Here is a 15066-nt window from a genome sequence, read left to right as displayed (position 1 = left end):
GGTTCGCTGGTCTCGGAGGCCCGGAGTACGGGCTATTACTTACCCTCGCAGCTCAGCGTTCACGCCCCTGGTTCCCCTGGATTACCCCACACCCGTTGTGTCTCGGATGGATAGGGCACGCCTCGTTTCGAGGTGGTCGGCCTTCACGTTTACGCCTGCGCCGAGCCTACCACATCTAAGCAAGCCAATGCCACGGAAAGACTCGACGACCCAATCAGGGACAGGTATCCCAAACCCAAGCCAGACCGCTGCTGGAAGCCCGCAAGACAGCCAAATGGCACCCACCCAGACACCCTGCTTCTAAATCTCCCAACCCAAACCCGGTATTGGCCCCACCCACGCTGGAACTCAGGCACAAGGCACCAGCACCGTGGATCAGCCGCGCGCCTGCCGGTCGTACGCCGTGTAGCTCCGCTGCGTAGCGATGTGGCCGGCGACGTGCTTGGCGTCGTGCCACACGCCCCAGATGAAGGACGAGCCGCGGCGGGAGAGCCAGGGGAGGCCGACGAAGTAGACGCCGGGCTCGGTCGAGACGCCGCGGCGGTGGGCCGGGCGGCCGTTCTCGTCGAGCGCGTCGACCTGGAGCCAGCCGTAGTCGGTCGCGAAGCCGGTCGCCCAGATCACCGTGGTGATGCCGGCCTCGGCAAGGTCGAGGGAGAGCAAGGGCGTTGTCGCAGCTGAAGGGCTGGGGCCGAGGTCGCGGGCGGCGGGCTCCTCAGGCAGGTCGATGCCGTTGCGGGTGACGTACTCGTCGGCGGCGTCGAGGAGGGCGAGGTAGTTGGCGTCGCCCTGGGCGATGTTCTCGGCCAGGTCCTCACGGAAGGTGAGGGTGCCGGCGTCGTAGGTGTCGGTCATGCCGACGAGCTGGATCCCGCTCGCCTCGAGGGCACGGAAGTCGACGGTGTGGCCGCCGCGGGCGCCGCTGACGGCGATCGTGACGTGCTCCGCGCCGGCGGCCGGGGTCTCCAGGTCCCACAGACCCAGGACGCCGAGCCACCAGCAGAAGTCGCGGCCGCGGTAGCTGCGCGGGGGACGGTCGTGCGGGCCGACCGAGAGGTGGACCTGGCGCCCGGAGCGCTGCAGCTCGTCGGCGATCTGGACGCCGGAGGAGCCGGCGCCGACAACGAGGACGTTGCCCTCGGGAAGCTGGTCGGGATTGCGGTAGTCGCTCGAATGCATCTGCACGTCGACCGCGCCGTCGGGGACGATCGGCGGGTAGACCGGCCGCTGGAACGGGCCGGTCGCCGCGACGACGAACCGGGCGTCGATGACGCCGTCGGAGGTCTCGACCCGGAAGCCCGGACGGCCCTCGTTGCGGGTCACCGAGGTGACCTCGACGCCGGTCCTGATCGGGGCGGCGATCTTCTCGGCGTACGCCTCGAAGTAGGCGGCGACCTGGTCCTTGGTGGCGAACGCGTCCGCGTCGATGTCCTGGAACTCCAGTCCCGGGAACCGGTCGTGCCAGGCCGGGCCGTTGGCGACGAGCGAGTCCCAGCGCATCGTGCGCCAGCGCTCCGCGATCCGGTCACGCTCCAGCACGAGATGGGGGACGCCGTTGTCGCTCAGGTGCTCGCTCATCGCCACGCCGGCCTGGCCGGCGCCGACGACGAGGACCTCGATCTGTTCGTTGGACATACTCAGATCCTGAGCCGCCGGGTTGCTCGTGTCCAACAGATGTTGTTGGCCTTACCCATCGGATCGACTGATGCAATCCCGGGCGGCGTCACTGCATCTGTTTCATTGACGATAGTCCTTGGAAACATCTGTTGGACACATGCTTTGGGACGAGGTGGACTGGTCGTCGTGGAGACCAACAAACCCAGCAGCAGCATCGTCGTCGGCGGGCACACCCGAATCCGCCCGTTCAACACCAGCGTCACCTACCCCGAGCAGAACCTCGACAACGACCTGTGCCAGGCCGTCGTCGCGGGCAACACGGTCTACGTACGCGGTCAGATCGGGCAGGACCTGGACACCAGCGAGTCGGTCGGCATCGGCGACGTCGAGGCGCAGACCGAGCAGGCGATGGCCAACATCAAGATGCTGCTCGAGGAGGCCGGTGCCGAGATGGAGCACCTGGTCAAGCTCACCATCTACATCGTCGACCCGCGCTACCGCGAGACGGTCTACCGGACGATCGGCCGCTGGACGAAGGGCGTGCACCCGATCTCCACCGGCCTGGTGATCTCCGCCCTGGCCCGCCCGGAGTGGCTGGTCGAGGTCGACGCGATCGCGGTCATCCCCGAGGTGGCGAAGTGACCTTCTCCGTCCTCGCGACCGACGGCAAGGGCGCCGTCGGCATCGCCGTGACCTCCTCCAGCCCGGCCGTCGCCGCGCGCTGCATACACCTGCGCCCCGGCGTCGGTGGCGCTTCGTCGCAGAACATCACCGACCCGCGTCTGGGCACCGAGCTGCTCGAGGCCCTCGCCTCCGGGCTCGACGCCCGGGCCGCGCTCGCCTCGGTCACCCAGGGCCGTGAGCACATCGAGCATCGCCAGCTCACCGTTCTGGGACTCGACGGCGCCGGTGCGGCGTACAGCGGCTCCGGGTCGCTCGGCATCCACCACCACGCCGTCGCGCCACAGGTGGTCGCCGCCGGCAACCTGCTGGCCGGCACCGAGGTCGTCGACGCCGTCGTCGCGGGCTTCGAGACCGCGACCGGGGACCTGGAAGAGCGGCTCCTGGCCGCCCTGGAGGCCGGGCTGGCCGCGGGCGGCGAGGCCGGACCCCTGCACTCGGCGGGCCTCTCCGTCGTACGCGACGTCGCCTGGCGGGTCACCGACCTCCGGGTCGACTGGAGCGAGCGCCCGGTCGAGGACCTCCGCGACCTGCTGAAGGTCTGGATGCCGCAGCGCGACGACTACGTGACCCGCGGCCTCGACCCCACCGCCGCCCCGTCCTACGGCGTGCCCGGGGACGAGTGAGTCGATGACCACCTCGAAGCAGTACGCCGCGACCACGGTCAGCAGCGACGCCGAGCGCCTCGTCCGGCTCTCCGAGCAGCTGCACGCGAACCCCGAGACCGGCTGGGAGGAGCACAAATCCTCGCGCTGGGTCGCGCAGTTCCTCGAGGAGGCCGGGTTCACCGTCACTTCGGGATATCTCGGTCTGGAGACCGCGTTCCTGGCGACCTTCGGCAGCGGCCCGTTCCGCCTCGGCCTGTGCGCCGAGTACGACGCCCTGCCGGGCCTGGGCCACGCCTGCGGCCACAACCTGATCTCCGCGATCACCGTCGGCGCCGCCCGCGCGCTCGCCCCGCTGGCCGACGCCGCAGGGCTCACCATCGAGGTCTACGGCACCCCTGCGGAGGAGGGCGGTGGCGGCAAGATCGAGCTGCTCGAGCGCGGCGCGTTCGCCGGCCTGGACCTCGCGATGATGGCCCACCCCGCTCCCGTCGACGTCGCCGAGGCCGAGCCGTTCGCGGTGTCGCACTCGCACGTCGAGTATCGCGGCAAGGCGGCCCATGCGGCGGCCTACCCCGAGCAGGGCGTCAACGCCGCCGACGCCTTCACCATCGCCCAGGTCGCGATCGGCCTGCTCCGCCAGCAGCTGCCGCCGACCGTGCGCGTGCACGGCGTGATGACCAACGGGGGAGAGGCGCCCAACGCGATCCCCGCGCGCACCGAGGGCCGCTGGTACGTCCGCGCCGAGAGCCTCGCCCAGCTCGCCGAGACCGAGGAGAAGGTCTGGCGCTGCTTCGAGGCCGGCGCGCTCGCCACCGGCGCGAAGCTCACCGTCGAGCCGGAGAGCAAGCCGTACGCCGAGTTCCGCACCTTCGCGCCCGCGCTGGCGGCGTACCGGCGCAATGCCGAGGAGATCGGCCGGGTCTTCGACCCGGGGACCCCCGCTCGCCGGATGAACCGCGCGTCCACCGACCTGGGCAACGTCTCCCAGGTCGTGAACGCGATCCATCCCTACGTCGGCATCAACTCCGGGACCGCTCTCAACCACCAGCCCGAGTTCGCCGCGCACTGCGTCGGCGGGGACGCCGAGAAGGCGCTCCTCGACGCAGCTACCGCGCTGGCCTGGACCGCGCTGGATGTCGCCGAGGAGGCCAGCGCACGATGACCACCGTCGATGCGCCGGCCACCCGCACCGAGCACGACTCCCTCGGCCCGTTCGAGGTCCCGGCGGCCGCCTACTGGGGCGTGCACACCGCCCGCGCGCTGCGGAACTTCCCGATCAGCGGCACGACGGTCGGGAGCCACCGCTCGCTCGTCGCCGCGCTCGGCGCGGTCAAGCTCGTCGCCGCCCGCGCGAACCACGAGCTCGGCCTGCTCGACGACCGTCGCCACGGCGCGATCGCGGCCGCAGCGCAAGAGGTCCGCGACGGCGCCCTCGACGACCAGTTCGTCGTCGACGTGATCCAGGGCGGCGCCGGCACCTCGACCAACATGAACGCCAACGAGGTAGTCGCCAACCGCGCGCTCGAGATCCTCGGCCTGCCGTACGGCAGCTACGACGAGATCCACCCGCTGGACCACGTGAACCGCTGCCAGTCGACCAACGACGTCTACCCGACCGCCGTCCGGCTCGCCCTGGTCGGGGCGATCGACCGCCTGGCCGAGGCCACCGAGGCCCTCGCCGACTCGTTCGCCCGCAAGGCGGCCGAGTTCCGCGCGGTCCCCAAGATCGGCCGTACGCAGCTCCAGGACGCCGTCCCGATGACGGTCGGCCAGGAGCTCGGCGCCTTCGCCATCACCCTGCGCGAGGAGCTGGCCCGGCTGGCCGACTCGCGGGTGCTGCTGTGCGAGATCAACCTCGGCGCCACCGCGATCGGCACCGGGATAACCGCGCATCCCGACTACCGGCGGCTCGCTGTCCAGCACCTCGCCGAGATCACCGGATTGCCGGTGGTCGGCGCGGGCGACCTCGTCGAGGCGACCAGCGACACCGGCGCGTTCGTGCAGGTCTCCAGCGTGCTGAAGCGGATCGTCGTCAAGGCGTCCAAGATCTGCAACGACCTCCGCCTGCTCAGCTCCGGACCGCAGGCCGGGCTCGGCGAGCTCCAGCTCCCCGCCCGCCAGGCGGGGTCGAGCATCATGCCCGGCAAGGTCAACCCGGTCATCCCGGAGATGGTCAACCAGGTCGCCTTCTGGGTGATCGGTAACGACCTCACCGTCACCATGGCCGCCGAGGGCGGCCAGCTCCAGCTCAACGCGTTCGAGCCGGTGATGGCGCACGGACTGCTCCAGGGATTCACCTGGACCGCCGCGGCCTTCGACTCGCTGCGAGAGCTGTGCGTCGACGGGATCACCGTCGACGCCGCCAAGCTCGCCGCCGCTGCTGCCGGCAACGCCGGCCTCGCCACCGCCCTGACCCCGCTGCTCGGCTACGCGCGGTCCGCCGAGATCGCCAAGGCCGCCTTGAGCGGCGGGGGTGACGTACGGGATCTGGCTCTTGCCGCCGGTGGTCTCGACCCGGCGGTGCTCGACGCGCTGCTCCGTCCCGAGACGCTCGCGAACCTCGACGCAACCGGCGTCGACGGCGCCAACGGGGCCAAACGAGAGTGACTTCGGGCAGGATGGCTCGCATGGCCGAGCCGTCCTTCACCTTGACCCAGCTGCGCTACTTCGCCGCGGCTGCGGAGCTGGGCAGCATGACCGCCGCGTCGCGGCAGCTCGTGGTCTCGCAGTCGGCCGTCTCGACGGCCGTCGCCCAGCTCGAGAAGGAGCTCGGCGTCCAGCTGCTGCTGCGCCACCACGCACGCGGCCTGACCCTGACGGCGGCAGGCGAGGAGTTCTTCCGCGAGCTGCGCAGCTACCTCGTCCACACCAGCGAGCTGGTCGAGGTCGCGCGCTCCGCCGGCCAAGCGCTCGTCGGCGACCTCGCCATCGGCTGCTTCACCACCCTGGGCCCCTTCGAGCTGCCGCGGCTGCTGGCCGCCTGCGAGCAGGACCACCCCGGCATCCACGTCTCCGTCGTCGAGGACGAGCACGCTGCCCTCAAGCACGCGCTGCGCTCGGGCAGCTGCGAGCTGGCGCTCATGTACGGCTACGACCTCGACGACGACATCGACCACGTCCGGGTCGGCCTCGCGGCGCCGTACGTCCTCATCGGCAAGGGCCACCGGCTGGCGCGCCGCAAGAAGGTCGCGCTCGCCGAGCTCGAGGAGGAGCCGATGGTGCTCCTGGACCTGCCACACAGCGGCCAGTACTTCGAGCGGCTCGTCGAGTCGGCCGGCTTCCGCCCGCAGATCCGCCACCGCAGCGCCGGCTTCGAGACCGTCCGGGCGATGGTCGCCAACGGTCAGGGATGGTCGGTCCTCAACCAGCGCCCGGCCAGCGACACGACGTACGACGGCGCCCAGATCGTGACTCTCGAGATCACTGACGAGGTCGAGCCCCTCGAGGTCGTGCTGGCCTCGATGAAGGGCGTACGCCTCACCGCCCGCGCCCAGGCGTTCGTCCGCTCCTCGGGCCGAGCAGCGCGACGGCGGGAAGGCCGCTGACGCGACCTCCCCGCCGGTGAGCCGGTGGCTGAGGGTTCCTCAGGCGATCGCCATCTCGCTCGGTGCGAGCTTGCGGCCGCGCGCGAGCAGGTAGTAGATCGGCGCGGTGGCGACCAGGCCGATGATCCAGCTCAGGTCGGCGCCGCCGAGCTTGTCCGCGACCGGCCCGGTGTAGAGCGGTGTGGCCATGAACGGGATCTGGACGAGGATGCCGATCACGTAGGCGAGGATCGCCTGCCCGTTGAAGCGGCCGTAGATGCCGCCGTCGGCCGCGAAGATCGAGTCGAGGTCGTAGTTGCCGCGGTGGATCAGGTAGAAGTCGATCAGGTTGATCGCGGTCCACGGGACCAGCACGACGAGCAGCGCGAGCACGATGTCGACGAAGTACGAGATGAAGTTGCCGGAGACGCCGATGGCGAAGTACGTCGAGGCAGCCATCACCACCAGCGACAGCACCACGCGGCTGCGGGCGGTCGGAATCCAGGACGCGACGAACGTCTGCACGCAGGTGATGACCGAGAGCACGGTGCCGTAGAGGTTGAGCGCGTTGTGGCTGATCACCGAGAGCAGGAAGAGGACGAGCAGCGGCGTACCGAACGCACCGGTGGTGTCGCGCACCCCGGTCATGACCTCGATGCCCGGCTTCATCGCCAGGGCCACGATCGCACCGAAGACGAACGGCAGGATCGAGCCGAGGGTGCAGCCGAGGTAGGTGGCGGTGAAGGTCGCCTTCACCCCGACACCGGCCGGCAGGTAGCGCGAGTAGTCCGAGACGTACGGCGCGAACGCGATCTGCCACAGAGCGCCCAGCGAGACCGTCGCGAGGAAGCCGGCGGTGCTGTAGCCGCCCTGCGTCCAGAAGCCCGCGGGCAGGCCGGAGACGAAGATCGCGACGGTGCCGAGCACGATGCCGATGCCGAGGACCCAGGTGGCGACCTTGTTGAGCGAGTGGATCACCTTGTAACCGATCACCGCGATCAGTCCGGACCCGAGCGCGCCGAGGACGATGCCTGCCTCGACCGGGATCGGGTCGGCGATGCCGTGCAGCGACTGGCCGGCGAGGACGATGTTGGAGGCGAAGAAGGCCAGGTACATCACGGCCGCGATCACCACGACGATCAGCGCCCCGTAGGAGCCGAACTGGCCGCGACTCTGGATCATCTGCGGGATGCCCATCTGCGGGCCCTGGGCCGAGTGCAGCGCCATGAAGACGCCGCCCACGAGGTGGCCGACCACGATGGCGACGACGCACCAGAACAGGTCGAGGCCGAAGACGGTGACGCCGGCGGCACCGGTGACGACGGGCAGGGGAGCGATGTTGGTCCCGAACCACAGGGTGAAGAGGTCGCGCACCTTGCCATGGCGGTCCTCGGGTGGGACGTAGCCGATGGTGTGCTTCTCGACGACTGGCTGGTCAGACATGGTCATTCTCCAAAGGGTGTGAGGCGCCCCACCATCGTCGTGACTCGCCTGATCCTCTGGCAAACGAATCCTTTTGGCGTAAGACATCGGCAAAACCGATGCACTCCGGATCGACGTCGAGCGCGAACCCAAACCGTCACACTCCTGTGCTCGCGTTCTTAGGTAAACCTTTCTAAGGTGAGGCTTACCAATTGAAAGGACGGCCGTGAAGCCTATCTCAGCTGTTGTGGTCTCGGTCTCGGTTGCCCTCCTCGGGGCAACGCTCACCTCCTGTTCCTCCGACGACGCGCTCGTCGTCTACAACGCCCAGCACGAGCAGCTCATGGAGGAGCTGGTGCCGGCGTTCGAGAAGGAGACGGGGATCGACGTCGAGCTGCGCAACGGCAAGGACCTCGAGCTCGCCGCGCAGCTGGTCGCGGAGGGCAAGAAGTCGCCGGCCGACGTCTTCCTCACTGAGAACTCCCCGGCGATGGCCGCCGTCGAGCGGGAGGGCCTGCTGGCGACCCTGCCCGATGACGTGACCGCGCCGATCCCGCAGCAGTACCGACCGGAGAGCAACGCCTGGACCGGGTTCGTCGCCCGCTCCACCGTGCTGGTCTACAACACCGACCAGATCACCGAGGCCGAGCTGCCCGCCTCGCTGCTCGACCTGGCCAAGCCGGAGTGGAAGGGCAAGATCTCTTTCTCGCCGACCGGCGCCGACTTCCAGGCGATCGTCGCCGGGGTCCTGGCCACCGAGGGCGAGGCGGCCACCAAGAAGTGGCTGGAGGGGATCAAGGCCAACGGCACCGTCTACGACGGCAACAACGTCGTGCTGGAGTCGGTCAACGCGGGTGAGGTGCCGGTCGGCGTCATCTACCACTACTACTGGTATCGCGATCAGGCCGAGTCCGGTGAGGTCAGCGACAGCTCGAAGCTCCACTTCTTCGGCAACCAGGACCCGGGCGCCTTCGTGAGCGTCTCCGGTGCGGGGGTGCTGGCCTCGGCGAAGCACAAGACGGATGCGGAGAAGTTCGTCGGCTACCTCACCGGCAAGACCGGGCAGCAGGGGCTGGCCGACAGCTACGCGCTGGAGTACCCGCTGAACCCGGAGGTGCAGCTCGACCCGCCGGTCAAGAAGTTCTCCGAGCTCGCCCCGCCCGCGGTCGCGATCTCCGACCTCGACAGCGACGCCGTGGTCGACATGATGACGGAAGCCGGGTTCCTCTGAGCAGCGTGCATCTCGGCACGTTTCCGGCCGGCTCCTCCGGGAGGTGGCTGATGCCGGCGGTGGCCGGCGCGATCGCTGCGGCCTGCCTGCTTCCGGTGGCGTACGTCGTGTGGTCGACCGCCTCGCTGGGGCCGGCGGAGGCGTACGACTTCCTGGTCCGCCCGCGTATCGGCGAGCTGCTGTGGAACACCGGCAGGCTGCTGGTCGGCGGGGTCGCGCTCTCGGTGGTGTTCGGGGTCTGCGGCGCCTGGGTGGTCGAGCGGACCTCCCTGCCCCTGTCCGGTTGGTGGCACGGCGCGCTGTGCGCGCCGCTGGCCATCCCGGCCTTCGTCAACGGCTACGCGTGGGTCGCCACGACCCATGCGGTCCAGTCCTATCTCGGGGCGGTGCTGGTCGTCTCGCTCTCCTACTATCCGCTGGTCTACCTGCCCACGGTGGCAGCCCTGCGCCGCCTCGACCCATCGCTGGAGGAGGTCGCGGCGGTGCTCGGGCGGCGGCCGCGGGAGGTGTTCCTCCGCGTGGTCCTGCCGACCGTCGCGCCGGCGGTGCTGGGTGGCGCGCTCCTGGTCGGGCTGCACCTGCTGGCCGAGTACGGCGCGCTCCAGCTGCTCAACTACCCGACCCTGACGACCGCGATCCTGCAGCAGTACGGCACTGCCTTCAACGGGCCGGCGGCGACCCTGCTGGCCGGCGTGCTGCTGCTTGCCTGTCTGGGGCTGCTGGCCCTGGAGATGCTGATCCGTGGTCCTGCCCGGCGCGCCCGCGTCGGGAGCGGCACCGCCCGCCCCACGACCCGGCTGCGGCTGGGGCGGGGGACCGTGCCGGTGGTCGTCGCCCTCGGGGTCTTCGTCGCGCTGGCCGTCGGACTTCCGGCGGCGAGCCTGGTGCGCTGGCTGGTCCGGGGTGCCTCGGCCGAGCTCGACCTGAGCCGTCTGCTGCCTGCTGCCGGCACCAGCGTCGCGCTGGCCGCCGTCGCCGGAGTCGTCGCGACGGCCGCCGCGGTGCCGGTCGTGTGGCAGGCCGTCCGCCGTCGGACGAGCTGGTCGCTGGGCGTCGAGCGGGTTACGTACGTCACCAGCGCGCTGCCCGGTGTGGTCGTCGCGCTCGCCCTGGTCACCGTCGCCATCGGCTGGCTGCCCGGGCTCTATCAGACGGTGCCGCTGCTCGTGGCGGCGTACGTCATCCTGTTCCTGCCACGCGCGCTGGTCGCCGTGCGCGGGGTTCTGGAGCTGGTGCCGCCGCGGCTGGAGGAGGTGGCGCTCAGCCTGGGGCTGACCCGGGCCGGGGTGATGCGCCGGGTGACCCTGCCGCTCCTCCTGCCCGGGCTGGCGACGGCGACCGCGATGGTCGCGCTCGCGGTCTCCACGGAGCTGACCGCGACGCTGCTGCTGGCCCCGATCGGGACCACGACGCTGGCCACCGAGTTCTGGAGTGAGGCGTCCTCGGTCGCCTACGGCGCCGCCGCGCCCTACGCGCTCGCGCTGGTGCTCCTCGCGATGCCGGCGACGATCCTGCTGGGTCGCTCCTCGAGAGGGGTGGCCCGATGACCGCGGCGTTGGAGGTGAGCGGGCTGCGGGCCGGACACGGTCGGCGCCAGGTGCTCGACGGGCTCGACCTGACCGTCGAGGGCGGCGTGACCGCCGTCCTCGGTGCCTCGGGCTGCGGCAAGACGACCCTGCTGCGGTGCGTGGCGGGGTTCATGACGCCGACCGCGGGCGAGATCAGGATCGGCGGTCGCCCGGTCGCCGGGCTGGCGCCGCGCCGCCGCGGGATCGGGTACGTCCCCCAGGAGGGCGCGCTCTTCCCGCACCTCGACGTCGGCGGCAACATCGCCTTCGGGCTGCGCCGGAACGTGGCCCGTGCCGAGCGGCAGGACCGCGTGGCCGAGCTGCTCCGGCTGCTCGAGCTGCCGGCCGAGCTGGCCGATCGGCATCCCCACGAGCTCTCCGGCGGCCAGCAGCAGCGGGTCGCCGTGGCCCGCGCGCTCGCACCCCGGCCCCGCCTGGTGCTCCTCGACGAACCCTTCTCCTCGCTCGACGCAGGGCTGCGCGAGGAGTCCGGGCGCGCGGTCGTGCGGGCGCTGCGTACGGCCGGCGCGGCAGCGCTGCTGGTCACCCACGACCAGGGCGAGGCGCTCTCGCTGGCAGACCAGGTGGCCGTCATGGCCGCCGGGCGCTTCCTGCAGGTCGGCTCGGCGGTGGACGTCTATCTGACGCCCGAGCATCCCGGGGTCGCGGCCTTCCTCGGCTCGGCGACGCTGCTTCCCGGTGAGGTCGGCGGCGACGGGCGGGTCGACTCGCCGCTCGGCGAGGTCGCGCTCATCACGCCGCAGCCCGCCGGGCCGGTGACACTGGTCGTTCGCGCGGAGCAGGTGCAGGTCTCGGTCGACGCCACCTCCGGCAGCAAGGGCGTCGTCGAGGAGGTCTCCTTCTTCGGCCACGACGCCACCATCCGCGTGCGGCTGAGCGATGACGTACGCGTGACCGCCCGGGTCCCGGGCACCGGGATCCCGGACATCGGAGCCACGGTCGCCCTCGAGGTCGTCGGGCCGCTGGTCGGCTATACCGGGGACGCGCGATGAGCTCCACGATCGCGACCGGTGCGCATTTGCTCCTGAAGGGGCGGCCCGGGGACCCGGCGGTCATCACCGACGAGACGACGCTGACCTACGCGGAGCTGGAGCAGGCGGTGATGGACCGGGCGGCCGCGTACGGTTCCGCCCGCGGGGTCGTGTTGCTCGAGGCGGGCAACGACCTGGACTCGGTGATCGGCTACCTGGCCGCGCTCGCCGCTCGTCGTCCGGTGCTGCTGACGCCGCCGGGTGGTGATCACGCCGAGCTGCGGACGCGCTACCGGGCGGCGTTCGATGGCAGGGCTGATCTCCATCCCGACCTCGCGCTGCTGCTGTCGACCTCGGGGTCGACCGGGTCGCCGAAGCTGGTCCGGCTCTCCAGGGACAACCTGACCGCCAACGCCGCCAGCATCGCGGCGTACCTCGGGCTCACCTCCGCCGACCGGGCGATGAGTTCGCTGCCGCTGCACTACTGCTACGGCCTCTCGGTGCTCAACTCACACCTGAGCGTGGGGGCCGCGGTGATCCTCACCGATCTCTCGGTCGCCGACGAGTGCTTCTGGGACGTCGCGGCGCGTCACGGCGCCACCTCGTTCGCGGGCGTTCCCTACACCTTCGACCTGCTCGACACCTCGGGGTTCGCCGAGCGCTCGTTGCCCTCGCTGCGCTACATCACCCAGGCCGGCGGCAAGATGCCGCCCGAGACGGTCCGTCGCTATGCCGCGCTGGGGGAGTCGCGTGGATGGGACCTGGTCGTGATGTACGGCCAGACCGAGGCCACCGCCCGGATGGCCTACCTACCGCCGGCCCTCGCCGCGAGCCGGCCCGAGGCGATCGGTATCCCGATCCCCGGCGGGCACTTCCGTCTCGATCCCGTGGACGGTCCCGTAGGCGAGCTGGTCTACACCGGGCCGAACGTGATGATGGGGTACGCCGAGAGCGTCGCCGATCTCGCCCGCGGCCCCGAGCTCACCGAGCTCCGCACCGGCGATCTCGCCCGTCAGGCCGACGACGGGCTGTGGGAGATCACCGGCCGGAGCAGTCGGTTCGGCAAGATCCTCGGGCTGCGCATCGACCTCGACCGGATCGAGTCCGAGCTCGGGTCGACGCGTGCCGTCGCTCCGGGTGGCCGCCTGCACCTGTTCACCGACGATCCGGGGTCCGCCGACCGGCTGCCGGCGCTCGTGGACGGCATCGTGGCGCTGCCACGCGCGCTGGTCCAGGTCCACCGGATCGACGAGGTGCCGCGTACGCCGAACGGCAAGGTCGACTACGCCACCCTCAACGCCTGGGCCAGCGTGGCGGACGCGGCCGGGCCACCAGATGCCGGGCTGGCGGAGGGAGCGGACGCCGAGGCGCTGCGTACGGTCTATGCCACGGTGCTGAGGCGCCCGAACGCGACCGTGGCCGACAGCTTCGTCTCGCTCGGCGGCGACTCGCTCTCCTTCGTCGAGATCGCCACCCAGCTCGGCGAGCGGCTCGGCACCCTGCCCTCCGGCTGGCAGCACCGAAGCATCGCCGAGCTCGCCGCGAGCGCGCGGAGTCCGCGGCGGTGGCTGCGGCCGGTCGAGACACCGGTGCTGCTGCGCGCGGTGGCCATCGTCGCCATCGTCGGCAGCCACGCCGACGTCTGGACCCTCCTCGGCGGCGCCCACATCCTGCTCGCGGTGGCCGGCTTCAACCTCGCCCGCTTCGGGCTCACCGCTCCCACCCGAACCCTGCGCGCGCGCCGCCTGCTACGGGGTGCCGCCGCGGTCGCGCTCCCGGCCGCACTCTGGGTGGTCGCGGTGGCCCTGGTCAGCGACCGCTACCACTGGCCGACCGCCCTGGGGCTCAACCAGGCGTTCGGCAGCGACGAGTGGACCCGCGACTGGCAGCTGTGGTTCCTGGAGGTCATCACCTGGTCCTTCGCCGGGATCGCCCTCCTGCTCCTGGTGCCCGTCCTCGACCGATGGCAGCGGCGCCACCGGTTCGGCGCGGCTCTCGTGGTGGTGGGTGCGACCCTCGCGGTGCGGTACCTGTGGGTCGGCATCGAGGCCGGTGCGACCGAGCGCTACACGATCGGCTGCGTGCTGTGGTGCCTCGCGCTGGGATGGGCGGCGGCCGAGGCACAGCGGCCGTGGCAGCGGGTGCTCGTCGCGATGACGGTCGTGGTGGCGACGTACGGCTTCTTCGGCGACCCCGTCCGCGAGGCGACCGTTGCCCTCGGCATCCTCGTCCTGCTGGTCCCGTGGCCGCCCCTGCTGCCCTGGCCGCTCGCCCGGCTCGCCGCCGTGCTCGCTGCGTCGTCGCTGTGGATCTACCTCGTCCACTGGCAGATCTATCCCGGTCTCGAGGCCGCCGGGCTGGGGTGGCTGGGCGTCCTCGCCTCCATCGCGGCCGGTGTGGCCGCCGCGCTCGGCCCGGCGGCCTGGGTCGCCCGAGCCCGAGTCCCTAGATCCCGGCTCGCTAGATTGACCGCGTGAGGATCACGGTCGTACGCGAGGACATCACCGAACAGCAGGTCGACGCGGTCGTGAACGCCGCCAACTCCTCGCTGCTGGGCGGGGGAGGGGTGGACGGGGCGATCCACCGGCGAGGCGGCCCAGCGATCCTCGAGGAGTGCCGGCGGCTGCGGGCGGGTGACTTCAGTGGTGGCTTGCCCGTAGGGCAGGCGGTCGCGACGACCGCCGGCGATCTCCCGGCGCGGTGGGTGATCCACACGGTCGGGCCGGTGTACACCGACGGCCAGGACAACGTCGCCCTACTGACCTCGTGCTTCCGTGAGTCGCTCCGCGTCGCCGACGAGCTCGGGGCGCGCACGGTGGCGTTCCCTGCGATCTCCACCGGCGTCTACCACTACCCGCTCGACGAGGCCGCGTACGTCTCCCTGTGGACCCTCGCCCGGACTCCGACCTCGGTCGACGAGGTGCGTGTCGTGCTCTTCGACCAGAAGGCGTACGACACCTTCGACCGCGCCCGCGAGGCGCTCGATCCCTCCGATGCCCAGGTCGAGACCGAGCTGCGGAGTGTGCCGGAAGCGACGTGGCTCAAGGCCTTCTCGGCCGCTGATGCGCTGACGGCCCAGGACCGTGACTTCGCCTGGGGTGGCGGCCAGAAGACTGAGAGCGGCGCGATCCAGGCGCCGTATCCCGCCTACAGCGACCGGGTCCGTCAGCTCTACCGCTCGCTCCCGGGGGCTTCGATCGACTGGATGAAGTGGATGCGGGGCAATCCGCTTCTCTCCGACCCCTCGCTGCTCGCCACCGCGCCGTTCGCCGACGCTGCCCGTCTGGCCACGGTCTACACCCGGGGCGAACGGTTCAACGACGGTGTCTTCGGGCATGCTCTTCAGGACGGGTCCATCGACGCGATCGTCGCTCGGTTGCGTACGTGGTGTGAGACTGAGCGCTGAGAGGCCAAGACCCTTGT

The 15066-nt window shown here is 71.0% G+C and carries 12 protein-coding genes and 1 pseudogene; 11 read left to right on the top strand and 2 right to left on the bottom strand.

The genetic code is table 11. The annotated features are described in order from the left end of the window. Nucleotides 1-375 precede the first annotated feature (375 nt). Nucleotides 376-1635, bottom strand: coding sequence for an NAD(P)/FAD-dependent oxidoreductase (locus AB0F44_RS03525; protein ID WP_357352686.1), 1260 nt, complete (start codon nucleotides 1633-1635; stop codon nucleotides 376-378). 168 nt (nucleotides 1636-1803) lie between these two features. Between AB0F44_RS03525 and AB0F44_RS03520 the strand changes: the two genes are divergently transcribed. From AB0F44_RS03520 to AB0F44_RS03500, 5 genes are read left to right on the top strand one after another with little or no spacing between them, the layout of a single operon-like run. Further along, nucleotides 1804-2259 carry a RidA family protein gene (locus AB0F44_RS03520; protein ID WP_357352684.1) on the top strand — a complete coding sequence of 152 codons (456 nt, stop codon included), beginning with the start codon at nucleotides 1804-1806 and terminating at the stop codon, nucleotides 2257-2259. After that, nucleotides 2256-2924 carry a DUF1028 domain-containing protein gene (locus AB0F44_RS03515; RefSeq protein WP_357352682.1) on the top strand — a complete coding sequence of 223 codons (669 nt, stop codon included), beginning with the start codon at nucleotides 2256-2258 and terminating at the stop codon, nucleotides 2922-2924. The genes AB0F44_RS03520 and AB0F44_RS03515 overlap by 4 nt, the downstream gene beginning before the upstream one ends. Nucleotides 2925-2928: 4 nt before the next feature. Then, nucleotides 2929-4068, top strand: a complete 1140-nt coding sequence (locus tag AB0F44_RS03510) for a M20 family metallopeptidase (protein WP_357352680.1) — start codon at nucleotides 2929-2931, stop codon at nucleotides 4066-4068. Next, complete coding sequence (locus AB0F44_RS03505; protein ID WP_357352678.1) at nucleotides 4065-5513, top strand: aspartate ammonia-lyase; 1449 nt, start codon at nucleotides 4065-4067, stop codon at nucleotides 5511-5513. The genes AB0F44_RS03510 and AB0F44_RS03505 overlap by 4 nt, the downstream gene beginning before the upstream one ends. A 20-nt stretch (nucleotides 5514-5533) precedes the next feature. Further along, nucleotides 5534-6451, top strand: coding sequence for a LysR family transcriptional regulator (locus AB0F44_RS03500; RefSeq protein WP_350665232.1), 918 nt, complete (start codon nucleotides 5534-5536; stop codon nucleotides 6449-6451). 39 nt (nucleotides 6452-6490) lie between these two features. On the opposite strand, the gene AB0F44_RS03495 is transcribed toward AB0F44_RS03500, so the two are convergent. After that, nucleotides 6491-7873: a cytosine permease gene (locus AB0F44_RS03495; protein WP_357352676.1), complete on the bottom strand. Its 1383-nt coding sequence runs from the start codon at nucleotides 7871-7873 to the stop codon at nucleotides 6491-6493. Nucleotides 7874-8078: 205 nt separating this feature from the next. Here AB0F44_RS03495 and AB0F44_RS03490 point away from each other — a divergent pair, with 205 nt between their 5' ends. From AB0F44_RS03490 to AB0F44_RS03465, 6 genes and pseudogenes are all read left to right on the top strand, one after another. After that, nucleotides 8079-9083 carry an iron ABC transporter substrate-binding protein gene (locus AB0F44_RS03490; RefSeq protein ID WP_357352674.1) on the top strand — a complete coding sequence of 335 codons (1005 nt, stop codon included), beginning with the start codon at nucleotides 8079-8081 and terminating at the stop codon, nucleotides 9081-9083. A 5-nt stretch (nucleotides 9084-9088) separates the two neighbouring features. After that, nucleotides 9089-10630, top strand: coding sequence for an iron ABC transporter permease (locus tag AB0F44_RS03485; protein WP_357352672.1), 1542 nt, complete (start codon nucleotides 9089-9091; stop codon nucleotides 10628-10630). Beyond that, the gene (locus AB0F44_RS03480) at nucleotides 10627-11664 is read left to right on the top strand and encodes an ABC transporter ATP-binding protein (RefSeq protein ID WP_357352671.1); all 1038 of its coding nucleotides are present in this window, start codon (nucleotides 10627-10629) and stop codon (nucleotides 11662-11664) included. The genes AB0F44_RS03485 and AB0F44_RS03480 overlap by 4 nt, the downstream gene beginning before the upstream one ends. Then, complete coding sequence (locus tag AB0F44_RS03475) at nucleotides 11661-14120, top strand: non-ribosomal peptide synthetase (protein ID WP_357352669.1); 2460 nt, start codon at nucleotides 11661-11663, stop codon at nucleotides 14118-14120. The genes AB0F44_RS03480 and AB0F44_RS03475 overlap by 4 nt, the downstream gene beginning before the upstream one ends. Continuing rightward, nucleotides 14117-14593, top strand: a pseudogene (locus tag AB0F44_RS03470) (O-acetyl-ADP-ribose deacetylase); the annotation flags it as partial. The gene AB0F44_RS03475 and the pseudogene AB0F44_RS03470, both read left to right, overlap by 4 nt. After that, entirely contained in the window at nucleotides 14573-15049 is a 477-nt protein-coding gene (locus tag AB0F44_RS03465; protein ID WP_357352718.1) for a DUF6508 domain-containing protein, read from the top strand. The pseudogene AB0F44_RS03470 and the gene AB0F44_RS03465, both read left to right, overlap by 21 nt. Nucleotides 15050-15066: the final 17 nt, after the last annotated feature.

It is taken from the genome of Nocardioides sp. NPDC023903 (assembly GCF_040639295.1).
Classification (GTDB): Bacteria; Actinomycetota; Actinomycetes; order Propionibacteriales; family Nocardioidaceae; genus Nocardioides.
The sequence above is the reverse complement of the archived record's forward strand: the minus strand, read 5'-3'. Positions and strand labels throughout refer to the sequence as shown.